General features: G+C 54.1%; 20 protein-coding genes. 11 read left to right on the top strand and 9 right to left on the bottom strand.

Translation table 11 applies throughout. The features are described 5' to 3' along the window. The first annotated feature begins 86 nt into the window (after positions 1–86). A complete protein-coding gene (locus A3L12_RS01240) occupies positions 87–884 on the top strand; it encodes an SDR family NAD(P)-dependent oxidoreductase (protein ID WP_088881919.1) in 798 nt (265 codons plus the stop codon). Here A3L12_RS01240 and A3L12_RS01235 read toward each other — a convergent pair. Continuing rightward, on the bottom strand, positions 876–1,778 hold the full coding sequence (locus tag A3L12_RS01235; RefSeq protein ID WP_088881918.1) for a hypothetical protein: 903 nt from the start codon (positions 1,776–1,778) through the stop codon (positions 876–878). The two genes, A3L12_RS01240 and A3L12_RS01235, sit on opposite strands and share 9 nt — an antisense overlap. 162 nt (positions 1,779–1,940) lie before the next feature. Here A3L12_RS01235 and A3L12_RS01230 point away from each other — a divergent pair, with 162 nt between their 5' ends. After that, complete coding sequence (locus tag A3L12_RS01230) at positions 1,941–2,405, top strand: hypothetical protein (RefSeq protein WP_088881917.1); 465 nt, start codon at positions 1,941–1,943, stop codon at positions 2,403–2,405. 2 nt (positions 2,406–2,407) lie between these two features. On the opposite strand, the gene gltA is transcribed toward A3L12_RS01230, so the two are convergent. From gltA to A3L12_RS01210, 4 genes are all read right to left on the bottom strand, one after another. Continuing rightward, positions 2,408–3,847: an NADPH-dependent glutamate synthase gene (gene gltA / locus A3L12_RS01225; RefSeq protein WP_088881916.1), complete on the bottom strand. Its 1,440-nt coding sequence runs from the start codon at positions 3,845–3,847 to the stop codon at positions 2,408–2,410. Further along, the gene (locus A3L12_RS01220; RefSeq protein ID WP_088881915.1) at positions 3,847–4,713 is read right to left on the bottom strand and encodes a sulfide/dihydroorotate dehydrogenase-like FAD/NAD-binding protein; all 867 of its coding nucleotides are present in this window, start codon (positions 4,711–4,713) and stop codon (positions 3,847–3,849) included. Before A3L12_RS01220 ends, gltA begins: the two co-directional genes overlap by 1 nt. 218 nt (positions 4,714–4,931) lie before the next feature. Next, positions 4,932–5,690 (bottom strand): tRNA (adenine-N1)-methyltransferase, encoded by a 759-nt coding sequence (locus A3L12_RS01215; RefSeq protein WP_088881914.1) that lies wholly within the window; start codon positions 5,688–5,690, stop codon positions 4,932–4,934. Beyond that, positions 5,674–6,309 (bottom strand): DUF257 family protein, encoded by a 636-nt coding sequence (locus A3L12_RS01210; RefSeq protein WP_088881913.1) that lies wholly within the window; start codon positions 6,307–6,309, stop codon positions 5,674–5,676. The genes A3L12_RS01215 and A3L12_RS01210 overlap by 17 nt, the downstream gene beginning before the upstream one ends. Positions 6,310–6,364: 55 nt before the next feature. Between A3L12_RS01210 and A3L12_RS01205 the strand changes: the two genes are divergently transcribed. After that, entirely contained in the window at positions 6,365–6,712 is a 348-nt protein-coding gene (locus A3L12_RS01205) for a signal recognition particle protein Srp19 (protein ID WP_088881912.1), read from the top strand. Here A3L12_RS01205 and A3L12_RS01200 read toward each other — a convergent pair whose 3' ends face one another. Next, entirely contained in the window at positions 6,713–6,955 is a 243-nt protein-coding gene (locus A3L12_RS01200) for an Lrp/AsnC family transcriptional regulator (protein WP_088881911.1), read from the bottom strand. 331 nt (positions 6,956–7,286) lie between these two features. Between A3L12_RS01200 and A3L12_RS01195 the strand changes: the two genes are divergently transcribed. The 5 genes from A3L12_RS01195 to A3L12_RS01175 all read left to right on the top strand — a co-directional run bounded on the left by A3L12_RS01195 (position 7,287) and on the right by A3L12_RS01175 (position 13,453). Then, positions 7,287–9,233: an ABC transporter substrate-binding protein gene (locus A3L12_RS01195; protein WP_232462935.1), complete on the top strand. Its 1,947-nt coding sequence runs from the start codon at positions 7,287–7,289 to the stop codon at positions 9,231–9,233. Positions 9,234–9,297: 64 nt separating this feature from the next. Next, a complete protein-coding gene (locus tag A3L12_RS01190) occupies positions 9,298–10,299 on the top strand; it encodes an ABC transporter permease (protein ID WP_088881910.1) in 1,002 nt (333 codons plus the stop codon). A 12-nt stretch (positions 10,300–10,311) separates the two neighbouring features. Beyond that, positions 10,312–11,490 carry an ABC transporter permease gene (locus A3L12_RS01185; RefSeq protein WP_088881909.1) on the top strand — a complete coding sequence of 393 codons (1,179 nt, stop codon included), beginning with the start codon at positions 10,312–10,314 and terminating at the stop codon, positions 11,488–11,490. After that, entirely contained in the window at positions 11,483–12,463 is a 981-nt protein-coding gene (locus tag A3L12_RS01180) for an ABC transporter ATP-binding protein (protein ID WP_088881908.1), read from the top strand. The genes A3L12_RS01185 and A3L12_RS01180 overlap by 8 nt, the downstream gene beginning before the upstream one ends. A gap of 9 nt (positions 12,464–12,472) precedes the next feature. After that, positions 12,473–13,453, top strand: coding sequence for an ABC transporter ATP-binding protein (locus A3L12_RS01175; protein WP_088881907.1), 981 nt, complete (start codon positions 12,473–12,475; stop codon positions 13,451–13,453). On the opposite strand, the gene A3L12_RS01170 is transcribed toward A3L12_RS01175, so the two are convergent. Beyond that, positions 13,398–14,012, bottom strand: a complete 615-nt coding sequence (locus A3L12_RS01170) for a hypothetical protein (protein WP_088881906.1) — start codon at positions 14,010–14,012, stop codon at positions 13,398–13,400. The genes A3L12_RS01175 and A3L12_RS01170 overlap by 56 nt on opposite strands. 73 nt (positions 14,013–14,085) lie before the next feature. Here A3L12_RS01170 and A3L12_RS01165 point away from each other — a divergent pair, with 73 nt between their 5' ends. Then, the gene (locus A3L12_RS01165; protein WP_088881905.1) at positions 14,086–16,242 is read left to right on the top strand and encodes an ATP-dependent DNA helicase; all 2,157 of its coding nucleotides are present in this window, start codon (positions 14,086–14,088) and stop codon (positions 16,240–16,242) included. A gap of 45 nt (positions 16,243–16,287) precedes the next feature. Continuing rightward, a complete protein-coding gene (locus A3L12_RS01160; RefSeq protein ID WP_088881904.1) occupies positions 16,288–16,845 on the top strand; it encodes a dephospho-CoA kinase in 558 nt (185 codons plus the stop codon). Here the strand turns inward: A3L12_RS01160 and A3L12_RS01155 are convergent. Beyond that, on the bottom strand, positions 16,831–17,640 hold the full coding sequence (locus A3L12_RS01155; protein ID WP_088881903.1) for a ZIP family metal transporter: 810 nt from the start codon (positions 17,638–17,640) through the stop codon (positions 16,831–16,833). The two genes, A3L12_RS01160 and A3L12_RS01155, sit on opposite strands and share 15 nt — an antisense overlap. A gap of 71 nt (positions 17,641–17,711) precedes the next feature. On the opposite strand from A3L12_RS01155, the gene A3L12_RS01150 reads away from it, so the two are divergent. Further along, a complete protein-coding gene (locus A3L12_RS01150) occupies positions 17,712–18,125 on the top strand; it encodes an RNA-binding domain-containing protein (protein ID WP_088881902.1) in 414 nt (137 codons plus the stop codon). Between the two features lie 124 nt (positions 18,126–18,249). Here A3L12_RS01150 and A3L12_RS01145 read toward each other — a convergent pair whose 3' ends face one another. Further along, a complete protein-coding gene (locus tag A3L12_RS01145; RefSeq protein WP_198300053.1) occupies positions 18,250–24,450 on the bottom strand; it encodes a NosD domain-containing protein in 6,201 nt (2,066 codons plus the stop codon). Positions 24,451–24,471 lie beyond the last annotated feature (21 nt).

The following is a 24,471-nucleotide window of genomic DNA, read 5'->3' as shown; positions in this document are numbered from 1 at the left end:
TTATCACCTGATATATAGTTCTTCCCGGATGATTTAAGGCTTTCTTAGGGATAAGAGATATTAAGATTAAAAACATAAATTTAAGTATGAAATTTCGAGAAAGTCTTTCCGGGCTGATATCCCTTAAGGGAAAGCGCACCCTCATAACCGGAGCCGCTTCTGGAATAGGGCGTGCAACCGCCCTTCGCTTCGCCGAGGCAAACTCGGATCTTGAGCTTGTTGACATAAACGAATCAGGGCTTGAGGAGACGCGCAGGCTTGTTGAAGAATTTGGTGTGGAGGTCAATACCCGCCGTGTTGACCTTTCAAAGAAGGCGGAGATTGACGCGCTCTGGAAAATCTTAAGGGACAAAGAACCCGACATACTGGTAAACAATGCCGGGGTCTACTGGTTCAGGGATTTTACAGAGGTTGATGAGGGCTTTTACGAAAAAATCATGGCCATAAACCTCCACTCCGTGTTCTGGATGTGCCAGAACTTCGTCAGGGCAAGAAAAGAGAGGGGAGGGGTCATTGTAAACGTGAGCTCGATAGAGGCTTTTCTGCCCTTTGCCCCGGCTCTCGCACACTACGACACCGCGAAGCTCGGGATGGTGGCCCTAACCAGAGCGATAGCACGCGAATACGGGAAGAAAATCCGGGCGAACGTCATAGTGCCCGGAGGAATAGACACTGAGGGCGTGAGGAGGCTCAAAAAAGAGGCAATAATGAAGTTCGATATGCAAAAGATAGGCATATCCTTTAACTTCAATGCCAGACTGCCGATGGGACGCTTTGGAGAACCGGATGAAGTTGCCCGGGTGGTGCTCTTCCTGGCCAGTGATATGGCAAGCTACGTTAACGGCGCCGTTATACCCGTTGACGGGGGCTTTCTTTCAACGTAGGTCAAAGGGCAGTTTCAATTTTTCTCCCCTTTCGATTCTGTGCAGTTCCCTCCTGTAGGCCTCGAGGGGCCTGTCGTTGACCCCCAGATAGCCCGCGAAGGTCTTCGGCCTTTTATCAAGCTCCTCGAAGAATTCGAGATACTTCTTGTCCCTTATCAGGTGGTGATCGAGGATTATTTCCGCGTCCGTCTCGCGGATTATCCAGTTGAGGTTCCTGATTCCGGTTTCCCAGCTTCCCTCCACCCTTTTACCGAGGTAGCTCGGGGGTCCACCCGTTATGAGCAGGTCCGGAACCTTCTCGATTATCCATTCCACGGCCTTTCTGTTGAGGAGCTGGATGTCGCTCGCGTGGATCAGCCTTCTGGTGCCGTCGTCTATAAGGGCCATAACGACGAAGCCGAGCTTCGAGCCTTCCCTTCCGTGGGGAACCGCCGGAGAGAACTCCATCACGAAGTCCCCGAAATCAAAGCTCCTTCCGTCGGCGAACTCAATGCCCTTGGCCATCGGCTCTGCATTTTTCAGGAAGGCCCAAGCCCTTTTTCGCTGGCTGAAGTTGATGTTCTCGCGGGGGTGCTTTATGAGAAGGGTCTTTCCTTCGTATATCTCCCTCGCAAACTCCTCGCTCGAGCTCTCGTAGAGGCCCTCGAAGAAGGGCGTGTGGTGGTCGTAGTGGTAGTGGGAGATGGTGATGACCCCGGCCCTCCTCGCGTAACCCTGAAGCTTCCTCCTCATCCTCTGGAGGGTCTCAAGCTCAACCCTCGCGGGCGGAAGGCCGTAACGCCTCGGACCCAGTGCCACCCCGGGGTCGATGAGAACCCCGGTTCCCTTGACCTCGACGAAGGTTGCCATACTCCTGACCCCGAGACTTTCGGATGCCAGAGGGATTACCCTCATCGAACCACCCGATGCCAGTGGTCGTTACCGTTAAAATCATTGTCGCCTTCCCGGGTGGGAAGGTTTATTAAGTGAACGAGGGATCTTCGAAAGGGAACGAACCGATGATGAGTGTCATCCCTCCTGACGGATGATGATATTATCCCCACCTGAGGTGGTTCGATGCTTGGATTCTTCCGGAAAAAGAAGGTGGAAAAACACGGCCCGCTCGTCTACCTGAGCGAGCCGACGATACTTTACCATACGCGCACCGAGAAGGCCATACTGAGACTGCTCGAGGAGAAGCTGAACTCCAACAACTTCGTGGTTCCTTCGGATTACGGGCTCAAAATGACGGACCACATGATACCGGAGGCGGACGTCTTCGTGGCGGTGGCTATAGTGGGGAAGTTCACCTCCCTCGTCGTCAGGGAAATCGAGATAGCCAGAAAGCACGGAAAGAGGATCTACACACTTGACGTCGCCAGAAAGGACGATGAAGTGCTCTACACCTTCGAGGAAGGAATTCCCGAATACATCGAGTGGCTAACACCGGAAGAAACGGGGAGCCTCTACGCGGCCTTTCGGGGCGAGGACTTCTCGGGCTTCATGAAGTTCTTCATAGGGGAAAGAAAAAGGCAGTGGTAAAGTTAGTTGTTCTTGGCCCGGTTTGTGAGGTACTCGTGGATCGCCTTAGCGGCCCTCCTGCCATCACCCATGGCAAGGATCACCGTGGCCTCACCACGGATGGCGTCACCGCCCGCAAAGACACCCGGAATGCTGGTCATCAGGTTCTCATCCACCACGATCCTCCCGCGCTCAACCTTCAACCCCGGCGTGTTAACGATCAGCCTGTTCGGATGCTTCCCGATCGCTATTATCACCGTCTCCGCCTCGATGGTAACGTACTCGCCCGTGCCCACGATTTTCCTCTTGCCCCTGGCGTCCCTCTCCTCGAGGGGCCTCATCCTCTCGAACTTCACGGCCCTGAGGTTGCCCTTCTCATCCCCGAGGAACTCCACCGGGTTGAGGAAGAACTCGAACTTTACGCCCTCCTCCTTGGCGTGCTCGAACTCCTCCACCCTGGCCGAGACGTCCTCCTCACCGCGCCTGTAGGCCACGATGACTTCAACGCCGAAGCGCCTTGCCGAACGCGCGGCGTCCATCGCGGTGTTCCCAGCGCCGATGACGATGACCCTCTTCCCGACTTTGACGGGGGTATCGTACTCCGGGAACCTGTAGGCCTTCATCAGGTTAACCCTCGTGAGGAACTCGTTGGCCGTGTAAATGCCGTTGAGGTTGACCCCCGGGGCGTTCACAAGTCTTGGTGTTCCCGCGCCGCTGGCTATGAAGACCGCATCGTACTCCCGGAGGAGCTCTTCTATCGTGACCGTGCTCCCGACAACGTGATCCGTCAGGATTTTAACGCCGAGTTTCTTGAGCTTGTCGAGTTCCTTCTCAACGATGTCCTTGGGCAGCCTGAACTCGGGTATTCCGTAGATCAAAACTCCTCCCGGCTCGTGAAGGGCCTCGTAGATCGTGACGCCGTAGCCCATCTTCGCGAGCTCGCCTGCAGCCGTCAGGCCCGCAGGCCCGGCGCCCACGATGGCCACCTTCTGGGGTTTTTTCTCGATTTTTGGAACTATCTCAAGGAGGAGCTCCTCGTCAATGTTCTTCTCGCGGGCGTAGTCAGCCACGAACCTTTCGAGCTTCCCGATGTTGATCTTGTCACCGACCTTGCCCATCACGCAGTTCTTCTCGCACTGGTCTTCCTGCGGGCAGACCCTTCCGGTTGTCGCAGGCAGTGTATTGCACGCCCAGATAACGTTCAGGGCTTCTTTTACCGCCCTGTCAGGGTCGTCACGGTGCTGAAGGAGTTTGCCTATGAAGCCGGGGATGTTTATGTGGACAGGGCAGCCCTTTATGCAGGGTGCGTAGTCTGGCGGGCACTGGAGGCAGCGCTCGGCCTCCTGTAAGGCCGTGACGAAGTCGTAACCGAGGTTAACTTCCTTGAAGTCGTGGATTCTTTCCTCCACCGGTCGTTCCCTCGTGGGAACGCGAACCTTGATCAGCTTCCTCTTAGTAGCCATCATTCACCACCTCCTTGGAGGGCCTTCATGTACTCCTCCATTGCCCTCCTCTCCATATCGGTGTAGTAACCGACCCTCGCTATCAGCTCGTCCCATGCGACCTTGTAAGCGTCAAACCCCGGCCCGTCTATGCAGGCGAATTTTACCTCACCGCCAACGGTCACACGGCACGAACCGCACATCCCGGTTCCGTCAACCATTATCGGGTGCAGGTCTACATGCATGGGGATTCCGAACTCCCTGACGACCTCGAACACGGCCTTCTGGTCCCCGGCGGGACCCACCATGAGGACGAGGTCAAAGTGCTCCTTCTCCAGCAGCTCGCGCACCTTCTCCGTGAGCTTTCTGGTTACGTCCTTCATGTTCTCGGGGAAACTTTTGTTCATATCGATCGGAACGGGCTCGAGGATGTGCCTGCCGACCGCTCTCTCGAACTCCTCCTTCATTACAACCATGGGCTCGAAGGTCGCGTGAAGCGTTGTAACGTCGTTTCCAAGCTCCTGCCATGCCCTGGCTATGGGATAAACCTCCACTATCCCTGCGTAGGCTCCAATCGCCAGCACCCTGCCGAAGCGCTTCATCTCCACAGGGTTTCCAAGCGGGCCGGCAACGTTGAGTATCTCATCGCCCTCCTTCAGTTCGGTGGCCATTCTCATGGTCGTCTTCCCACGGACGAAAACGGTGAGGGTTATCCACCCCTCCTCCCTGTCCCACGCCACCGGCGTTAGAGGGATCCTTTCACCGTTCTTAAAGGCCCTTACGATAACGAACTGTCCGGGCTGGACTTTTCTGGCCACGTGGGGAGCGTGAACCTTAAACCGCACGTGCCTCATGCCTATCTCCTTTTTTTCGAGGATCCTGTACACAATGAACACCTCCGTACGTGAGCTCAGATCTGACCATCTAACCCTTCGTAACCGTGGAGTGTTTATAAATCTGTTGTTAACCAAAGGTTCAATGCCCGGGAGGATCCCCAAACGATAAACTAAAGGGTCAAAAAACGTTCGAGAAAAGCCACGTAAGATAAAAACCTATGGGGAGCGTGTTCTCTGGAGTTTACCTATGGATGAAATGGGATGGACGATCAAACCTTCCGCAGGAACGTTATGTAGCCCGTATGGGCGAGCATCCTCGTCTTCGGCCTCATACATTCCTCCTTTACCTCGTGCTCCCTGACGAGAACTTCCACGACCCTTGGCTTGTAGAACTCCTTCCTGTACTCCTCAAAGGCCCTGAAAAAGCGGTGAACCTGATTCATGCACGGCGTGTAGGCGACGAAGTAACCTCCGGGCCTCAGGGACTCCACGGCGTGCGGTAGAACGTTCTCCGGCCGGGGCAGGTCGAGGACGATGTGATCGGCTCTCTCCTCTATGCCCTCGTAGATGTTTCCGATCTTTATCTCAACCCTATCGGAGAAACCGGCGAGTTCTACGTTCCTTCTGGCTATTTCGGCGTGGTCCTCCCTGATCTCGTAGCCGATGATCCTTCCGGTCGGTCCCACGACGTTGGCCAGGAATATCGTGAGCGCACCGCTTCCCACCCCCGCTTCCACGACGGTGTCCCCTGAGGATATGCCCGCGTAGGCGATGATTATACCGGCGTCCTTCGGGTGAACGATCTGAGGTCCACGTCGCATTTTGGCCACGATGTCGTTAACATCCGGCTTCAGAACCCTGAACTCCTCCCCTTTGTGGCTGACTATCGAGCTCCCGTAGTCCCTTCCGATGAGCTCGCCGAGCCGAAGCACCCCCAGATCCGTGTGGAACTCATCCTCGGAGACGGTTACGAGGTATCTCTTCCCCCTCCTGTCGATCAGGAGAACCCTGTCACCCTTCCGGATCAAAGGTATCACACCCCTTCTTTAGCGTTACTCCTTCATCCGACAGCTGGAAGACCACGGGTGCCATCTCCTCCAGCATGGCAAGATGCGTCGGCTCCAGCACGTCCACGTTGAGGAGGTGTACGCTCACCCAGTCCTCCATTGGAATCGTGGTTAAACCCGTTATAAGGCTCTTTACCGCCTTGTCCCCTCCGAAGTGGACGTAGTGCGATAGACCGAAGGTTACCAAGTACCCGGGCTTCATCGGGAAACGCGTTATCCTGTTAACGATGGCGTAGTACTCCCTGAGGAACGTCTGGGGGTCGTAGACCGGAATCCTCTCATCTATGACTTCCCCATAACCAACGGTGCCGGGTCCCACCTTAATGACCTTTATCTTCTTCAGGAACTCTATTATACGGGAGTACTCACTGCCGGAGACCTTCCTTACGTAATTCCTGAAAAGGATACTGCCAACGCCGAAGAAATCCACCACCGTAATCCCGTTCCGCTCTACAAGGGCCGGGACGAGGAAACCCCAGGAGAACATTTCCACGGGGTAGCTCGATCCGTACTCGATTATAACGTTATCCCCCCTCCTGATCTTTTCGAAGAGGCAGTTCTCCAAGAGGGACGTTCTCATAGACCCACCAAAAGGATTTTTAATCATCCTCTTTTAAACCTTACCGGGTGGAAGGATGAAGAAGTTCGTGGTGTGGCCGAACGAACTGGATTCCCGGCTCAGCAGAAGGTACGGCAGGCAGGTGGGGAAGGAGTTTGCGGTTGAGGCTCCCGGAATCAAGGAGATAACGGATGCGGCAAAATCTCTGGGGATGAAGATAATCGAGCTTGACGGCTCAAAGCTCAATCCGCGCCTGGCCGGTCTCGATGAGGAGTACCGCCTGAAGGGAATGCTCAGGATCGGGAGCAAACATCCAAAGGGAAAAAGCCTGAGAATGCTGGGACAGAAGATCAGGGAAATCAGAAAAACCCGGACTAAGACAAAGGGCAGGAAGAGGCACAGATCCGGCGGGAAAAAGAGGTGATTACTCTTCCTCCGCCTCCACGACTATGGCCGTAGTGGTGTCTATAACGCCGTCGATGTTGTGTATGTCATGGAGTATCTTTCTCGTCAGCTCTCCGAGGTCCTTGGCCTCGAGATGGACTATCGCATCGTAGGGGCCCGTAACGGCATCGGCCTTTCTAACGCCCGGGATCTGCTTGATCTCCTCTATAACGCTCTCGACCTTTCCAATCTCCACGGTCAACAAAACATACGCCCTGACCATTTTTTCACCACCGCGAAAGGCTCTACACCTTTATTTGACCACAGCATCATTTAAGCTTTTCGCAGAGCACGTTACCCCTTCACACTCCTGGGGCTATCAAATGCATAGAAAGGTTTATTTATGCCTCTGATGTATAGATGGGCGCCCTAATGAAGGGGGGTGGCTATTGGTGAAAACAAAAACCCTGCTGGCTTTGCTGGTTGTGTTTTTAGTGGCGTTTTCCGTGGCCTCCAGTGGCTGTATCAGCGGTGGTCAGTCCGGCACCACCTCCACCCAGCCCGGTACCACAGAAACCACAACCCAAACCAAATCCACGTCGGCAATACTCGAGATGGGGAAGGTTTACGTCATAGAGACCGACAAAAGCGTCGTCGTGGTCGGACCCAAAGGCTCCAGTCCAACCGTAAGCATTCCCTCGGGCAAGAAGGTAATAAGGGTGGAATACGAGGTCGACACCGCCAACACTCCCGACGTCAAGACCCTGATGGAACAGGGGCAGGGGTTTGGTGCGATCGATCCGGCCTTCTTCCGTGACGAGCACGTGGATGCCCTCATCATAGCGGCGAGGCGCCAGACCGATCCGACGATAAGGACCGAGCTCTTCAAGGCGGTTTACATCCTCGGAAACAAGCTGGTTCCTGAGGTCATCCTCGGTCAGAACAGGCAGCTACGCGTTTACTGGGACTGGGTAAAGGGACGCTACTACCACCCGACCCTTGCAGAGCGCTACGATCTTCTCAGCGAGGACAAAAACGCTCCCTCCGTAAAGGTGGGAATCAAGGACTACACGAACGATCCGGACACGTACGTTATAGCCACCTTTGGCTGGCCTGAGAGCTTTGATCCCGCAATGACCTACGAGACCTTCGGATGGGAGATATGGCACGAGATAGGCGACACCCTCGTCACCTACTGGAAGGAGAACACGGAAGAGGTCAGCCCGGATCTGGCCGTAGCCTGGGCCCACAACGAGGAAGGCACGGAATGGTACTTCCTGATCCGCGGTGGTGTGAATGCCTACGACCCGTGGAACGAGAAGACCTACCCGATAGACGCCACGGATGTGGCCTTCACCTTCCTCCGTGTGGAGAGGCTTGGACACAGCGTCAGCTGGATGGTCAATTCCTTCATGGACGTTAACCACTCGGCGGCCCTGACGGAGGATGAGTTTGACCAGTACCTCAAGGACCACCCGCTCGTGGCCGAGTTCAACGGAAAGAGCACCCAGATCAAGAGCCTCGACGAGCTCAAGCAGTTCTTCGGTTACAGTGGGGACACCGCGGGAGTCTTTAAGCTCGTCCTTCCGGCTCCCTACGCCCCGGTACTTGGAGTACTCGCGGACCCGTTCCTCAGTGTCGTCCCGATGGAGTACCTCCTCGGCGACAAGTATCAGGAAGCACTCGAGGCGAGCAACAACGGGCACGACCCGAGCGCCTGGTGGAACTACCTTAGCGAGGGCAAGAGCGACCCGACCCACCAGCTCATGCACGACAAACCCGTTGGAACCGGACCGTTTTACGTTGCCGACTACCAGAAGGACGCCTACATAGTCCTCGAATACAACCCCCACTACTGGAACGCCACGTCCAGCCCGGGACACAGGAGGGTAATCTACGTCATCAACAGCGACGCCATGGCAAGGATCAACCTCTTCAAGACGGGAACGGCCGATGTCGTTGCCATACCGCCCGAGAAGATGGACACCGTCAAGGGACTCGAGCTCAACGGCTTCAAGTCGATCGTTCAGACGGACATCCTTCAGCCCATACTGACATTCCTCGTCTTCAACACGCAGAAGGAACCCTTCAACGACCCGCTCGTCAGGGAGGCCCTGGCCTACGCCGTTCCCTACGACCAGATATCCCAGCTCGTCTATCAGGGACTCCTTGAACGGAACTACGGGCCGATACCGAAGCCATGGCCCGGATACACCGAGGAGGGAATAATCAAGTACACGTACGACCTCGCCAAGGCCCAGCAACTTCTCCAGAAGGCCGGCGTCGATCCGACCAAGTACAAGATCGAGCTGATCTACAACGAGGGCAACACGGCACGTGAGAAGATAATGACCCTCCTCCAGAACGTCTGGAGCCAGCTCGGCTTCCAGGTAACGGTGAACAGCTACAACTGGCCCACCTACCTCGACAAGACCGAACACGGCGAGTACGACGTTTACGTCGTCGGCTGGGTTCCGGACTACCTCGACTCCGACAACTGGGTCGGACCGTTCCTCTACGGTGCCACGAGCTTCAAGACCCTTGAGGTAAGCGTGAGCTGATCCATGGTTTTCTTTTTTCCATGATTTCTCCTTTGATGGTCAGGAGGGAAGAGGGGGGAGAAAGTTGGCCAACCTGAAGAAGTTCCTAATAAGAAGGCTCCTCACGTTCATACCCACACTGATTGGAGTCACGCTCATAGTTTTTCTGATCGCCTACGTTATTCCAGCTGACGTTGCCAGGGCATGGGCCGGCGGTGAGAAGGCCAGTCAGGAGTACATGGAGCAGATAAGGAGGGAATACCACCTCGACGACCCCTGGTACGATCAGTACTGGTTCCTCATCAGCGGACTTGCGAGGAACAGCATAGTGGATCCGAGAACCTCCAACTACGTCTTCGACGATATAAAGGAGAGATTTCCCGTAACCTTCGAACTGGCGCTGGTGGCTTTCTTTTTCATACTGATAATAGGCGTCCCGCTGGGCCTGATCTCCGCCCTCAAGCGCAACACTTGGGTGGATACAATTATAAGGTTCTTCGCGCTCACGGGCGTTTCCATGCCCGTCTTCTGGCTGGGTTACCTGCTCATATATCTGTTCTTCGTCAAAGTTCGCTGGATAACGCTCGCGGGTTTCCCGGCCCCTCCGCAGCACGTGATAACACACATCCCCATGATAGACGCCCTCCTTACTGGAGATTTCTCAACCTTCAGCCAGCACCTCCACAGGCTCTGGTTGCCCGGGTTCACCCTCGGTTTTATGGGATCGGGGGTTATAGCCAGGTTCGTCAGGAACAGCTTCCTTGAGGCCATAAACAGTGATTACGTGGGATTCCTCAAGGCCAAGGGGGTTCCGAAGATGGGCATCTACCGTCACGCACTCAAGAACGCGATGGTGCCAATAGTTACGGTCCTCGGCCTTCAGTTTGGGGGCCTCCTCGGCGGGACGCCCATTACCGAGACGGTCTTCGGCCTGCCCGGAATGGGCTCCTACGTCATAGAATCCATCAGGAACCTCGACTTCCCGGCGGTGGTGGCCATAACGACCGTCTTTGCCCTGATCTTCCTCATAACCAACCTGGTTGTAGACGTGCTGTACGCCCTCATAGACCCGAGGGTGAGGTACTGATGAGGTGATAAAATGGGAAGGGAAGAGTACGAGAGGAACTTCCTTGACAGGTTCTCCGATGCGCTGGTTGAAGGCATTGGTTCCTTCATTGCCCTCTTCAAGAAGGACTGGAAGCGGAAAAACCGTTCCAAGATGGAAGAGTGGAAGCTTACGCTCTACGCCCTGAACCGCTCTCCGCCCGGGTTAATAGGCCTGATCCTCGTGTTGATGTTCGTGTTCCTCGGCATCTTCGGACCGAGGCTGGCACCTTGGAGCTACCGGTTCTTCCCGAGCAACTACAACTTCAACACCTACCTCGCCCCTCCCGGTTCAACTTACGTCATGAACGTCATCGAACTGCAGGGGAAAAACGTGATTCAGTACACCGCAACGGTACACTACCCCCTCGGCGCGGATCACTACGGCAGGGACCTCGTCAGCCTCATCCTCTACGGTGCAAGGGTGTCCTTCGTGATATCCATACTGGTCATAGTCCTGGGCGTTCCGCTGGGCATCGTACTGGGTCTGGTGGCGGGCTACTACGGTGGCAAGGTGGATGAGCTCATCATGCGCATCACCGACGTTTTCTTGGCGTTCCCCGCCCTGATACTGGCCATAGCCTTCTCCGCCGTCCTACCTCAGAGACTTCAGAACTTCATTTCGGCCCACGAGTTGCTTCAGAAGTTCGTGCTGTGGCTCTTTGCCCTCGAGCAGCAGGATGCGGGTAACCTCGGAAAGCTACTCGCGGTCATACTGGCGATGATAATCGTCTGGTGGCCGGCATACGCGAGGATCACGCGCGGTTCCACCCTTACGGAGAGGGAGAACCTCTACGTTGAGGCGGCGAGGGCCATAGGGCTCAGCTCGAGGACCATAATGTTCAAACACATCCTGCCAAACATCATAGGACCGATACTCGTTTACATCACCCTCGACTTCGGCGGTGTTATCCTTATGGAAGCAGGTCTGAGCTTCCTCGGACTCGGGGCCACGCCGCCAATAGCCGACTGGGGCAGGATAGTCTACGACGGCTCCCAGTACTTCCCGGAGAAATGGTGGCTGGTCACGTTCTCCGGCCTGATGATAATGCTCGTTGCCCTCGGCTGGAACCTCCTCGGCGACACCATGAGGGACATCCTCGATCCCCGGACGAGGAGGAGCATAGAGTTCAAGGTCAAGAAGTCCAGAAAGGAGGGCGAGAGCAATGCCTGAGCCCATTCTCGAGGTCCGCGATCTTACCGTCCACTTCTACACCTACGCCGGCATAGTAAAGGCCATCGAGGGGGTTTCTTTTGACGTCTACCGGGGAGAGACCTTCGCCCTCGTTGGAGAAACCGGCTGCGGGAAGAGCGTTACATCCCGGGCACTGACCCAGCTCATCGAAAGCCCCGGGAAGATAGTGAGGGGAAGGGTAATCTATCACCGCGAAGACGGAAGCTCCGTTGACCTGCTGAAGCTTTCTCCGGAGGAGATCAGGGACATCCGGGGTAAGGAGATAGCCTACATCTTTCAGGACCCGAACGCATCGCTCGATCCCCTGTACACAGTGGGTTACCAGATAGCCGAGGCCATGGTGGTCCACAGAACGGTCAGGGACTGGAAGGAGGGCCTTAAACGGGCCGTGGATGTGCTCCGGCGTGTTCTCATCCCCGATCCGGAGGAGAGGGTGAAGAACTATCCCCACGAGATGAGCGGGGGGATGAAACAGCGCGTTGTCATAGGAACCGGCGTCTCCAACAACCCGAAGATACTCATAGCGGACGAACCCACGACCGCGCTGGACGTAACCGTGCAGGCCCAGATACTCGATCTGATGAACAGGCTCAAGAAGGAGTACGACACCACGATTATACTCATCACCCACAACATGGGCGTCGTCGCGGAGATGGCCGACAGGGTGGCCGTCATGTACGCCGGTAAGATAGTCGAGATAGGTTCGGTGGAGCAGATATTCAAAAACCCGCTCCATCCCTACACCCGGGGGTTGCTCAGGGCCGTTCCAAACCCGATGACGAAGATAGAGCATCTCGAGGCGATACCCGGAACCGTTCCGAACCTGATAGAAGCCCCCAGTGGCTGTCGCTTCCATCCGAGATGTCCCAGAGCCGTGGAAATCTGCAGTAGAGAGGTGCCCGAACTGAAGGAGGTAGAACCGGGCCACTTCGTGGCCTGCCACCTTTACTGAGGTGATACCATGAGCGAGCCGCTACTCGAGGTTAAGAACCTCAAAAAGTATTTTCCCATCAGGGGTCTCCTGAGGACCACGGGTTACGTTAAAGCGGTGGACGACATCAGTTTCACGATAGAAAAGGGCGAAACCTTCGGTCTCGTAGGGGAGAGCGGCTGCGGAAAGACCACGACCGGTAGAACGATCCTCCGTCTTATAGAACCCACGGCAGGCCAGATCATCTTTCAGGGCAGGGACGTGACGAAGCTCAAGGGCGAGGAGATGAAGTGGTTCAGAAGGAAGGCCCAGATAATGTTTCAGGACCCTTACTCCTCCCTGAACCCCCGCCAGACGGTCTTTGAGATAATCATGGAGCCCGTCAGGTTTCACGGCATAGAGGTCGACGATCCGGAGGAGTTCGTGGTAAGACTGCTCGAGAGCGTGGGGCTGAACGAGATGCACCTCTACCGCTATCCCCACGAGTTCAGCGGGGGCCAGAGGCAGAGGATAGCCCTTGCAAAGCTTCTCGCCCTCAAACCCGAGTTCATAGTTCTGGACGAGCCCACGTCAGCCCTCGACGTTTCCGTTCAGGCCAACATCCTGAACACCTTAAAGGACCTCCAGAGGGAGTTCGGCTTCACTTACCTCTTCATCAGCCACGACCTCGGCGTGGTCAAGTACATGAGCCACAGGATAGGGGTTATGTACCTCGGAAAACTGGTTGAGGTGGGGCCCGCGGAGGAGGTGTTCAACAATCCCCTTCACCCCTACACGAAGCTTCTGCTCTCAGCCATCCCCATTCCGGATCCCGATCTGGCCAGAGAACTGAAACAGAAACGCATGAAGATAACCGGAGAACCGCCGAGTCCCATAAACCCGCCCGGAGGATGCCGCTTCCACCCGAGGTGCCCCATGGCCAAGGCAGGACTCTGCGATAAAAAAGAACCTCCCCTCATCGAGGTTGAGAAGGATCATTACGTGGCCTGCTGGCTCTACGGGGGGGAGTGATCCCCTTTCCCGTTTTTATTTCCAGCCACGGGAGGGCCATCCCGGCACCGGCGTCTATTCTGAGAAGCTCCCTGTAAACGGGGTCGCTGGCCTTACCGTCCCTGAATTCAACCTCCAGGAGGGCGTAGCCCAGAGGCCTGACCGGGGCTTTTTCAAGGTCTCCCGGGTGCTTTACGCCGAGGACCTTCCTCATTATCTCCAGAGCGAGGAGGGCTTCCCTGTTCCTTCGGGCGAGCTCATCGTCCTTCCTCAGGTGCCGCCAGTGTCCGGTGGGTATGCCGATCATCCTCCAGACGTTCCAGCGCCTCATATGGCCCATCCTCTCGTTGAATCTCTCACCGCTGAGCTCGTAGAGGGTCAGGAACAGCGACCTCAGATATTCCCCGACGGACTCACCGTCGAGGAGTGCTGTAGAAGGCCTCTCCTCAACCCTCCTCAGATCGTCGGCCCTCCTTATCAGGGTCGCCCGCCTTTCCACCGCATCCACCCTCATCGAGAAGTAGGCATCCAGACCGTACCTCCCGGTGTTCGTCTCGAAGAGCACGTAGGGAACCCTCAACGTCCCACCCCCAGTATGGTGATGGGGATAAGGATATAAAACCGCCGGTGGAAGACCTCAAGAGCTGAGGCCCATGAGAGTCGAGGATCTTCCTGTGGATGAGAGGATCAAAAAGGTCATCCTGAGAAGGGGAATCAAAGAGCTCTACCCCCCGCAGGCAGAGGCGCTGAAAAGCGGGGTTCTGGAGGGGAAGAACCTCGTTCTGGCCATCCCCACGGCGAGCGGAAAGACCCTCGTGAGCGAGATAGTAATGGTCAGCAGGCTTCTCAGTGAGGGGGGAAAGGCCGTTTACCTCGTTCCGCTGAAGGCCCTCGCCGAGGAGAAGTACCGGGAGTTCAGGGCGTGGGAATCCCTCGGGCTTAAGGTAGCTGCCACCACAGGCGACTACGACTCCACAGAGGAGTGGCTGGGAAGGTACGACATCGTGGTGGCAACCGCGGAGAAGTTCGACTCCCTCCTGAGGCACGGCGCGAGCTGGATAGGTGATGTGAAACTCGTGGTCGCTGACGAGGTCCACCTCATAGGTTCCTACGACAGGGGGGCCACGCTGGAGATGATACTGAGCCACATGCTCGACAAGGCCCAGATACTGGCCCTGAGCGCTACCGTTGGTAACGCCGAGGAGCTGGCCGGGTGGCTCAACGCCTCCCTGGTGATGAGCGACTGGCGCCCGGTGGAGCTGAGGAAGGGGGTTTTCCACCTCGGTGAGCTGGTGTGGGAGGACGGGAAAAGGGAGCACTACCCCGAAAACTGGGAAAGTCTGGTCGTTGATGCGGTCAAAAAGGGAAAGCAGGCGCTGGTATTCGTCAACACCCGGCGCTCCGCCGAGAAGGAGGCGGTCTCGCTCTCATCCCGGATATCAAAACTCCTCACGAAACCCGGGACGAGGGGACTTAAGGAACTGGCCGATTCGATCAGGGACACTCCGACGGGGGAGAGGCTCAAAACCGTCCTCCGTGGCGGGGTGGCCTTCCATCACGCCGGCCTGAGCAGGGAAGAGAGGACGCTGATAGAGAACGCCTTCAGGGAGGGTCTGATAAGGGTTGTAACCGCAACCCCCACCTTAAGTGCGGGGGTGAACCTTCCGGCCTTTCGGGTGATCATAAGGGACACCAAGCGATACTCCGGCTTCGGATGGACGGACATACCCGTCCTCGAGATCCAGCAGATGATGGGTAGAGCAGGAAGGCCGGGCTACGACAGGGTGGGGGAGGCCATAATCGTCGCCAGAACCCGGGACCCGGAGGAGCTGATGAAGCGCTACATCCACGGGAAGCCGGAGAAGCTGTTCTCGATGCTGGCCAACGAGAACGCCTTCAGGAGCCAGATTCTGGCGCTGATAACGAACTTCGGGGTGCACAACTTTCGGGAGCTGATACGCTTTCTCGAGAGAACCTTCTACTTCCACCAGCGGAAGGATACCAGCACGATTGAGTATAAAGCCAAGGAAGTGGTTTACTTCCTCATCGAAAACGAGTTCATAGACATGGACACGGAGGATGAGTTCATAGCGCTCCCCTTCGGAAAACGCACTTCCCAGCTCTACATCGACCCGCTGACGGCCAAGAGGTTCAGGGATGCCTTTCCGAAGCTTGAGAGGAATCCAAACCCCTTCGGGATCTTCCAGCTTATCGCCTCAACGCCGGACATGGCAACGCTGAACGCGAAAAAACGCGAGCTTGAGGACTACCTCGATACGGCCTACGAACTTGAAGGGGAACTCTACACGGAAATCCCCTACGAGGACTACAGGTTTCAGGGCTTTGCCGGAACCGTGAAGACCGCAAAGGTGCTCCTCGACTGGATAAACGAGGTTCCGGAGCAGAGGATATACGAATCCTACGGCATCGACCCCGGGGACTTCCGCAGGCTCATCGAACTCGCCGACTGGTTGATGTACTCGCTCATAGAACTCTACAGGCTCTTCAACCCAAAGAAGGAAGTCATCGAATGCCTTCGCTCACTGCACCTCCGCCTGAGGCACGGCATCCGCGAGGAGCTCCTCGAACTCGTTAGCCTGCCCGGGATCGGGAGGAAGAGGGCGAGGGCGCTCTACAACTCCGGATTCAGGACGAAGGAGGACATAAAACGGGCCAAAGTCGGCGATCTCCTTCGGGTTGAAGGTATAGGCATGGGGGTCATCGAGAACCTCGCCAGGTACTTCGGTCTGGAACCACCGAGGAGGGTGAAGGAAAGGAAACGGAAGACACTGGATGACTTCCTCGGGTGAGGGTCAAACTTTTAAATCCCCCTCCCCTATCCCGGCGTGGGCACGATGATAGTTATCGTAACGGGAATGCCCGGCTCGGGAAAGAGCAGGATCGTCAGGGAGTTCGAAAGAAGGGGCTTTCGGAGCGTTTCTATGGGGGACATCGTGAGGGAAGAGACCGTAAGGAGGGGACTCGAGCTCAGCCCTGAGAACGTTGCCCGTGTCAGCATAAGGCTCAGGCAGGAGCTGGGGCAGAACGCGGTTGCGAAGCTCACCGTCGAGAGGGTGAGGAGCCTGTTGAAGGAAAGCGACGTGGTGGTCGTTGACGGCGTTCGCTCGCTTGACGAGGTCGGAACCTTCAGGAGCGCCTTTCCCGACGAGAGAATAGTAATAGTGGCGGTTCATACCCCGCCGAAGCTCCGTTTTAAGAGGCTTAAAGCGCGGGGAAGGCACGACGACCCCGAAACCTGGGAGGACTTCGAGGAAAGGGACTGGAAGGAGCTGAAGTTCGGTATAGGCAACGTGATAGCGATGGCCGACTACATGATCGTGAACGACGTTCCCCCGGAAGAGTACGAAAGGAGAATAGGGGAACTGATAGAGAGAATATTAGCCGAGCATTGAGTCGAGGAACAGCATAACGTAGAAGCCGATGAAGAAGCCGAGGGTTACGAGGGTCTCGCTCGTCTCTCCCCTGTATATCTCCGGCACCATCTCCTTTATCGTGACGTAGAGCATAGCCCCGCCGGCCAGTCCGAGGCCGTAGGGCAGAAGCCACGAGAAGAGGTCGAAGAAGTAGGCCCCAACAAGGACCATTGCCATCTCCGAGAGGCCGCTGAGAACACCCATCACAACCGGCTGGAGGCGTTTCCCCCCTATCGCCGCCAGCGGCAGAGAAATCACCGTTCCCTCCGGGAAGTCCTGAATGCCTATGGCCACGGTGGTGATGAGACCGAGCTCGAGGCTGTAAACGAGGGAAACCCCGACGGCGAGGCCCTCGGGCAGGTTGTGGATCATCACGGCTATCACGAGAAGCCACACCTTTCTGATCCTGTCCTTCATGGAAGGTGGTCCTTCATAACCCTTCACGAGGTGTTCGTGGGGCAAAAAGCGGTCTATTACGTATATGAGGAGAATCCCAAGCGCTATCCCGAGCCCGGCTGGGGTAAAGGAGCCTGTGGAATTTATCGCGGGGATTATAAGGGATGTGAAGCTGGCCACGAGCATAACCCCTGCGGCAAAGCTGAGGGAAAGGTCAACGCCACCTGCCGGGAGCCTCTTTGCGAACAGCGCGATCATGGCCCCGAGGGAAGTCATCAGGGCAACGAAGAGGCCCGCGTAAAAGGCCACCCACATCGTCTGACCGTTCGATAATCCCGATATCCATCCGGCGAGGCCGGTTATGAAGTTCTCGAGCATTGTTAGGTCACACTAATTAACCGGAGGATGGATTTATAAGCCTTTTCCGGAAGTTTAAGGGGGGTGAGGAAATGGAACTCTTCGAGGAGGTCGAGGTCGAGGCTCCCGTTTATCCAACCGAGGACATCGAGAAGGTCAGGAGGGCGATGCTCAACCTGATCCCGGATCTGGAGTTCGAAGCCTTTGAGGGCAGGGATTACGTCACGCTCACCGGGAAAACGAGGAGCAGGAAGGCACTCAGCAGGCTCTACGAACTCTTCAGGGGGCAGGCGATACTCGACACGGCCAGATCCTTCCTCGAGGAAGGTCACTTCGGGGAGGAGATAATAATCCGGGTGAACAAGCAGGCCGCCTATGCGGGGGTTGTGAACTTCAACGAGGAGGGCCCGCTGGGGCCGATAACGATAATCATAAGGACGAAGGACCCCGGCAGACTGATGAAGTGGCTCGCACCGAGGACAAAGGACGGCGTTCCGATTGAATAGTTTCAACAAGACTCCAGGAGAATTGAAAGAATAATAGCACTATCGTGCAGTATCAAGTGGGGTTAATTGAAAATTAAAAAATTTTAGTATAAAAGAATGGAAGAAGGGAGAGGTTGGAAAGGTTTCAGCCCATTTCCACTATTGTTATGGTGTCTCCTGCGCTGAATCCGCTGGTGTCTCCAAGGTCCTCGCCCGGCAATGGAATGTCGGCTCCAAGCTCGGTATCCTGCCAGAGGCCAACGAGGTAGCGAATGCCGGTGTAGTTTGCGAGGTTTGGATACACGTTGCTCATGAAGTAGTAAGCTCCTGCCGCCGTGCTGTCCGCGTCAGTACCATAAATCGTCACTACGAAGGCTCCAGTATTGTCATCCTGGAACACTTGTATAATGAAGTATCCCTCCGTGGCATTCCACCACGGTTTTGGAGCGCTCCACGTGAAGTTAGTGTTAGGAGTTACGATGGTTACGTTGCTACCGTTGATCAGCATGTGCACTGGGGCAATGTCCTCGTAGGCTGCGGTTACCGGGTTGACCAGTGGGCCGCCCACCGAAATAACCACGTCACTGGCATTCACGGCACTCATGTTAAAGTCCTTGGCAGGCACTGACTTTGTCCTTGCGCCACCAACTGTACGACTCATATAGAAGGCGGTTGAGTAAGCGTCAGGCGTTCCAAGGTTGTTGAAGACGAAGTAAACAGTGCCGGCACTCCCAACCCTCTGCACATACTCATCCACCGTGGCATAAGGCTTCTTCTCGACTGTAACCTGCACCGGTGTTAGGTCGCCTATCGTAACGTTGTAAACTCCCGGCTCTTCAAGAGTGTAGTTGAACTCAACTGTAGTGTTGGCTCCAGCCGCAAGCTCAACTTCTCTGGTAGCCTTGACTTCGCCGTTAACTTTGAATTCGACAGTGAAGGTGCCTGACACTTCTCCGATGTTCTTAACCACGGCACTTGCCGTGATATCGAGTGGAGCGGTGCCGTTGAGAGGCTCTACCGTCAGGTTGCTGAACTCTGGTGTTGCAGGCTTGAGGACCGTAACTTCTACTGGTGTTAGGTCGCCTATCGTAACGTTGTAAACTCCCGACTCTTCAAGAGTGTAGTTGAACTCAACTGGAACCACTTCACCGAAGGGTACGGTCACGGTCACGTTCTTTACTGTTATATTGTTGACCATGAGTTCAGCCGTGTAAGTACCGTCGAGGTCGCCCGTGTTGGTGACGTTTGCCTTGACGTTAATTGTCAGTGGAGCGGTGCCGTTGAGAGGCTCTACCACGAGGCTTCCATCGACAAGGCGGATGTTTGCCCCGGTTACATAGATGTAAACCTGCTTTGAGACTTCAACACTGCCCTTGCTGAGTGTGATGTTGTAGTAGCCCGCCGTCCAGTCGGTGGTGTTTACCGTGTAGAGGAAGGCTCCGCCCTCGCTCACCTTAACGTTCCCGTTGAACTTAACATCGCTTGCGTTGTCGGCCTTGACGATCTCAAGGGCAACGGTGCCGTTGATACCGAGGTTGGTATCGGCCGTGACGTTGAAGAGCTCTCCTGCTTTAACGGGCTTCGCTGGGACAACAACATTCTCGATCACTGGGGTGTCTGTAATTGTTACGGTCTTGGTTGCGTTGGCATTGCCATAGTATGTGGCCTCTATCCTGAGGTCGCCGGGCTGGACGTCATTCATATCCATATCGAAGTAGTACTCGTAGCTACCGTTGACGAGATCGGCGCTCGAAGTTGCATTTCCACGCACCCAGTAGAATTTGAGGGTTATTGCGTCATCTTCAGTGACGTTGTCGAGCTGGCCGGTAATCTTTATCTTGCCATCTGGGTAGTACTCGTTCCTGTCGGTGTTCAATGACAGGACGCCCTCGTTGGTAACGTTGACTTGGATGGTATGTTTATACTTACTCCAGTTCACGGTCACGTTGTAGAGACCGGGTTCGATGAACTTGTGGCTGAAGGTGAAGACATTCTCGTCCCCGCTCGTATCGAGCTTGACTGGAACCTCGAAGACGTTCTCCTGATCGACCTTGGTTATGTTGACCGTCACATATTCTCCTGGTGCGAGTAATGTTGTTCCCTCGAAGGTTACGTTCTGGCCAACGACAACGGTTCCAACCGGTTCGATGTAAAGTGCAGGATCCTCCACTATCTCGAATTGCTTCTCAATCCAGAGGTGACCATCGGTGACGTTCATGTAGTGGGTTGGATAGTTTTCTGGGTCTTTGCTGTAAATGTTTTGGGTTATGTCAAACGTCACGTTGAGGAGCCTGTATCCATCGTTGTAATCTCCAAGGCTGACGCTAAGACCTGATGCTTCGGTGGTTGTGACACCGAACGCCCATACCGTGACGTCATACTCACCAGCAGTCAAGTTCGCCGTCGTATTGAGGATCATGAACATCTTGCTTCCAAGGACAACCTTGCTTGGGACATACACTGGAGTAAGCTCGTCGGTCACTTCGAGGGTGAATACCTTCACCTCCCCGTTGTCGACGGTTATGTTTATCGGCCATGAACCAAGTTTGGTGCTTCCATTGGTCGTGAAGGTGACGTTGAAGACCTTCAGATGGGTGGTCGAGTTGAATGCTTCCGCTTCACTAACCTGGGGTTCTAATGGAGCACCGGTGATGTTAAGATCTGAAGCTGAAACGTTTGCGGTTGTGGTGACCTGAATCGTTACTGATGTACCGAGGTTTATCACCGAGCTATTCTCGCTCAGCGTGACCTTGTGGTCTGAAATCGTTATCGGGTTGCATGCCTCGACGTTCGGGATGTCGGTCTCGTTGACGATGACCTTGAACTCGCCGGGCGCGTTGAAAGTTACGGTGAAGTTGTAGGTCTTGGCAGTCGAGTTAATTATGATACTGCTATTGGTCGCATTTGCACCTGCATCTACCCACTGCCCGGCAGCGTTCTTCTGATAGACTGTTATGTTCACGTTGGTGCTATCAAACTCGTCGATCCTGAGGAACGTTCCGTTGAAGGTTACGGTGTCACTTGGGTAATAGGCTCCCCACGGCGACTCCTTGTGCTTGAGCGTAAGGTTCTCTTTAATCGTCACATTCTGGACTGTTGTGTAGTTGCTAGTGCCGTTGCTCATGAAGAAGACCACGTTATAAGTCCCAACGGGCAGGTTATTCATAGTACTCGTATCCACGATGTAGTCAACGTACTCGTTTGTAACCGGGACATTAGTAGCAACCGGGTATTCGTGACTTCCATTCACGAGGGTGAGGTTGTACTCTGTGGTTCCATTCCAGTTGGGCTTTGTGATGGCAAGACTTATCTTAAACGGTTCGCCTTTAACGACTTCCGTTGCGTTAAGCTCCATCGCTGCCGGCTCATCTTCAGGCAGTATTACAAAGTCTTTCGTGTACACAACGCCAAGGTTCTTGACTTTGATGGTCAGGGTGGCGGTGCTTAAAGTCCCGTCAATTACGGTAACCTTTGCCCCGTTCAGGAAGGTCAGGTTGCTGGCGCTTTCGTTTTCGTACACGTTACTGTTAACAGAATTGTTACCGTCAACCTCTGTCCAGTTGACACCGGGAGTTAGTTCGACTGTAAGGTCGTAGTGGAGGCTCAGAGTCAGATTGTTTTGAGTGCCGTTGGTGAGGTTGGCGTACTCCACAAGCTTCTGATTAGCGGTGCCGTTGTTTATCGGGAGGAGCTTTATGACTGGCTGGAGGACATGTACTTCTGTATTGGTAGTGAAGTTTATGCCATGTTCATTGGTGATGTTGAGGGTAAAGGTGCCGTTCGTCCTCATGGTGAAGTTGTTTGAGAAGTACCATTTTCCTTCAGTGGAGTTATACTTTACGAAGTTCAGCGTGCTTTCAAATGCCGGAACGTAGAGTTCGGCGTTATCCGGGGTGGGCAGCGCATAGTGTTCTGGAACCTCGGGACCTTCTAAAGTTGCGTTTATCTGAAGTTCGTCGTTGATGAGGATGTTCCCCCCACCAGTGACTTCTTTGCCTGCTCCTATTGACCACACACTTGACTCTGTAACTTCGTAGACGTAGAGATCTGTGAGTGTTTGACCACACACGTAAACCCTCAGGATCCCATGTCCGCTAACTGTTACGTTGAGCTCGTAGGTCCAGTAGGTCACGTTGTTGATAATTTCGGAGCTTATTGTCTTCAATGACGGTGCTAAAGCATTTGATACATTACCAGTAATGTTCGAGAAAGTAACATCGTCCGGGCTGAGACTACTGTTGTCCGCATTGAAGCGTATTGTTACTGTTTCGCCGCTTATGAAGACATCATCGTTGCCATCCGTCACGTCAACGAACTGGATGCTCGGTGTTGCAACGGTTATCCGCTTTGATATGTTTGATGTTGCCCCATCATCGTCCGTGACTGTGAGGGTTACTGTGTAGGTTCCTGGCTTGGTGTAAGTATGCTGAACTGTTTTACCTGAAGCCGTTATTCCGTCTCCAAAGCCCCATGTCCAGTTTACAATAGAACCGTCAGGATCGTAACTTGATGAAGCGTTGAAGGTTACCGTTTGATTTACCTCTGGATTCTCTGGGGAGTAAGTGAAGTTTGCAACCGGATTTAAATTATAATTCTCCCGCGGTTGCACTAGCGGGTATTCATCCTTGTTGTTCGCATCTATTATATACTGGGTATCACCGATTCCATCTCCGTCCGAATCTGAACCGGTGTAATCACTCCAGTAATTCCCGGGGTGGCTCGTGTGTGTTGTGCCGTTGTAGGTGTACTTAATCGGAGTTGGCGAATTCCAGATGTTGATTGAATTTTCAGAATAAACGTTATTTGTGTTGTTGAAATTGTTGAGGTAGATCGTGTTGTTGTTTGATGAATCGAGCCAGATGCCAGCCCACGCGTTTGATGTGATGTTGTTAGAGACTATATTGTTATTGCTGGATCCATAGATGAAGATTCCAGCCCCGCTGTTTGAAGTGATGTTGTTAGAGGTTATATTGTTATTGCTTGAGTAATAGAGATAAATGCCCTCTCTGTTGTTTGAAGTGATGTTGCTGTTCTTAATGGTGTTGTTGCTGGAGAATCCAAGTTCAATTCCAACATCAGTGTTACTGATATTCAAGTTCTCTATGAGCATTCCAGTAGTGTTAGCAAGTATGACCTGTCCGGCATCCTCAGGGACATTTCCCCCAACCCTGTTCTTGAAGTAGTAAACCGGCTTACCGTTAACAGTATTGTTCTCTATAACATGAGTATTCCAGTGCTCTATCTTATAACCCTCTATGACGATTCCATCGTTAGTCATTGTATTATTGGTTACAATATTGTAGCTGGAGTAGTAGAGGAAGATGCCACGTTCCCCGTTTGATGTGATGTTGTTGGAGGTTATGGTGGTGTTGCTGGATCCGCGGAGCCAGATACCAGCCCAATTGTTTGAAGTGATGTTGTTAAAGGTTATATTGTTGTGGCTCGAGGAATCGAGATAGACTCCATTCCCGCTGTTTGAAGTGATGTTGTTAGAGGTTATATTGTTGTTACTTGAGGAATCGAGATAGATGCCATTCCCGTTGTTTGTTATGACATTAGAGGATATTGTGTTTCCTGAGGATTCCACCCATACCCCACCGTTACCCCAGCCACTGCCGCTGCCGGTTATCGTGAATCCCTGAATCGTGACGTTGTCGGCGGTGATCGTGACGACGCTCCCACTTCCGGTACCGTTTATGATACAGTTTGCAGGACCGTTCTCGGACTTCAGGGTTATCGATTTGTTCACAATAACGTTCTCATTATAAGTTCCATCCCTGACAATTATTGTGTCCCCCGGTCTGGCGTTATTAATAGCCTCTTGAATCGTTGTATAATCGTCGGGAACGTAAAACACCCTCATAGGAATGGTCAGTACAAGTCCTGTAATGTCTGAAGTTATGTTGTTTATGTGGAACTCCATTGGAAAATCAGGATACAAATCAAAATCGAAAGTTCCGTCGTTATCTTTATCATACCCCACTCTGAGAACAATGTCCGGGCCATAAGCCTGAATACTGAACGAACCAGTTGAATCTGTCACTGAACGAATGCAGGGGTCGCAGTTGGAGATTTGCACAACAACGCCCTTAACAGGATCCCCTTCAGGGGTTTTGATTGTGCCTGAAATGGTATGTTTTTCCATGGACGTGTGATTTTCGTAGGTATAAGTAACCGTTGTCCCCGCGTATATGCCTGCCGTTCTGTTAAACCATAACTTTACGATTCCAATACCCTTAGCCAAAATAAAGTACCCATATCCTTTGGTATAATTAGAGGGATATGGGCTATTTCTTGTATCGATGTCCACTCTAATACAATCGTTGAATACTTTCCCGTTAATCACCTGTTGACCAACAGTTTTTAC

It is taken from the genome of Thermococcus sp. P6, assembly GCF_002214525.1.
Taxonomy (GTDB): domain Archaea; phylum Methanobacteriota_B; class Thermococci; order Thermococcales; family Thermococcaceae; genus Thermococcus.
The sequence above is the reverse complement of the archived record's forward strand: the minus strand, read 5'-3'. Positions and strand labels throughout refer to the sequence as shown.

Excerpts from the sequence above, each read along its gene's own strand:
- gltA (WP_088881916.1), bottom strand. The coding sequence starts at position 3,847 with ATGGCTACTAAGAGGAAGCTGATCAAGGTTCGCGTTCCCACGAGGGAA.
- A3L12_RS01160 (WP_088881904.1), top strand. The coding sequence starts at position 16,288 with ATGATAGTTATCGTAACGGGAATGCCCGGCTCGGGAAAGAGCAGGATC.
- A3L12_RS01230 (WP_088881917.1), top strand. The coding sequence starts at position 1,941 with ATGCTTGGATTCTTCCGGAAAAAGAAGGTGGAAAAACACGGCCCGCTC.
- A3L12_RS01235 (WP_088881918.1), bottom strand. The coding sequence starts at position 1,778 with ATGAGGGTAATCCCTCTGGCATCCGAAAGTCTCGGGGTCAGGAGTATG.
- A3L12_RS01175 (WP_088881907.1), top strand. The coding sequence starts at position 12,473 with ATGAGCGAGCCGCTACTCGAGGTTAAGAACCTCAAAAAGTATTTTCCC.
- A3L12_RS01240 (WP_088881919.1), top strand. The coding sequence starts at position 87 with ATGAAATTTCGAGAAAGTCTTTCCGGGCTGATATCCCTTAAGGGAAAG.
- A3L12_RS01210 (WP_088881913.1), bottom strand. The coding sequence starts at position 6,309 with ATGAGAACGTCCCTCTTGGAGAACTGCCTCTTCGAAAAGATCAGGAGG.
- A3L12_RS01200 (WP_088881911.1), bottom strand. The coding sequence starts at position 6,955 with ATGGTCAGGGCGTATGTTTTGTTGACCGTGGAGATTGGAAAGGTCGAG.
- A3L12_RS01150 (WP_088881902.1), top strand. The coding sequence starts at position 17,712 with ATGGAACTCTTCGAGGAGGTCGAGGTCGAGGCTCCCGTTTATCCAACC.
- A3L12_RS01205 (WP_088881912.1), top strand. The coding sequence starts at position 6,365 with ATGAAGAAGTTCGTGGTGTGGCCGAACGAACTGGATTCCCGGCTCAGC.
- A3L12_RS01165 (WP_088881905.1), top strand. The coding sequence starts at position 14,086 with ATGAGAGTCGAGGATCTTCCTGTGGATGAGAGGATCAAAAAGGTCATC.
- A3L12_RS01155 (WP_088881903.1), bottom strand. The coding sequence starts at position 17,640 with ATGCTCGAGAACTTCATAACCGGCCTCGCCGGATGGATATCGGGATTA.
- A3L12_RS01180 (WP_088881908.1), top strand. The coding sequence starts at position 11,483 with ATGCCTGAGCCCATTCTCGAGGTCCGCGATCTTACCGTCCACTTCTAC.
- A3L12_RS01185 (WP_088881909.1), top strand. The coding sequence starts at position 10,312 with ATGGGAAGGGAAGAGTACGAGAGGAACTTCCTTGACAGGTTCTCCGAT.
- A3L12_RS01195 (WP_232462935.1), top strand. The coding sequence starts at position 7,287 with ATGGGGAAGGTTTACGTCATAGAGACCGACAAAAGCGTCGTCGTGGTC.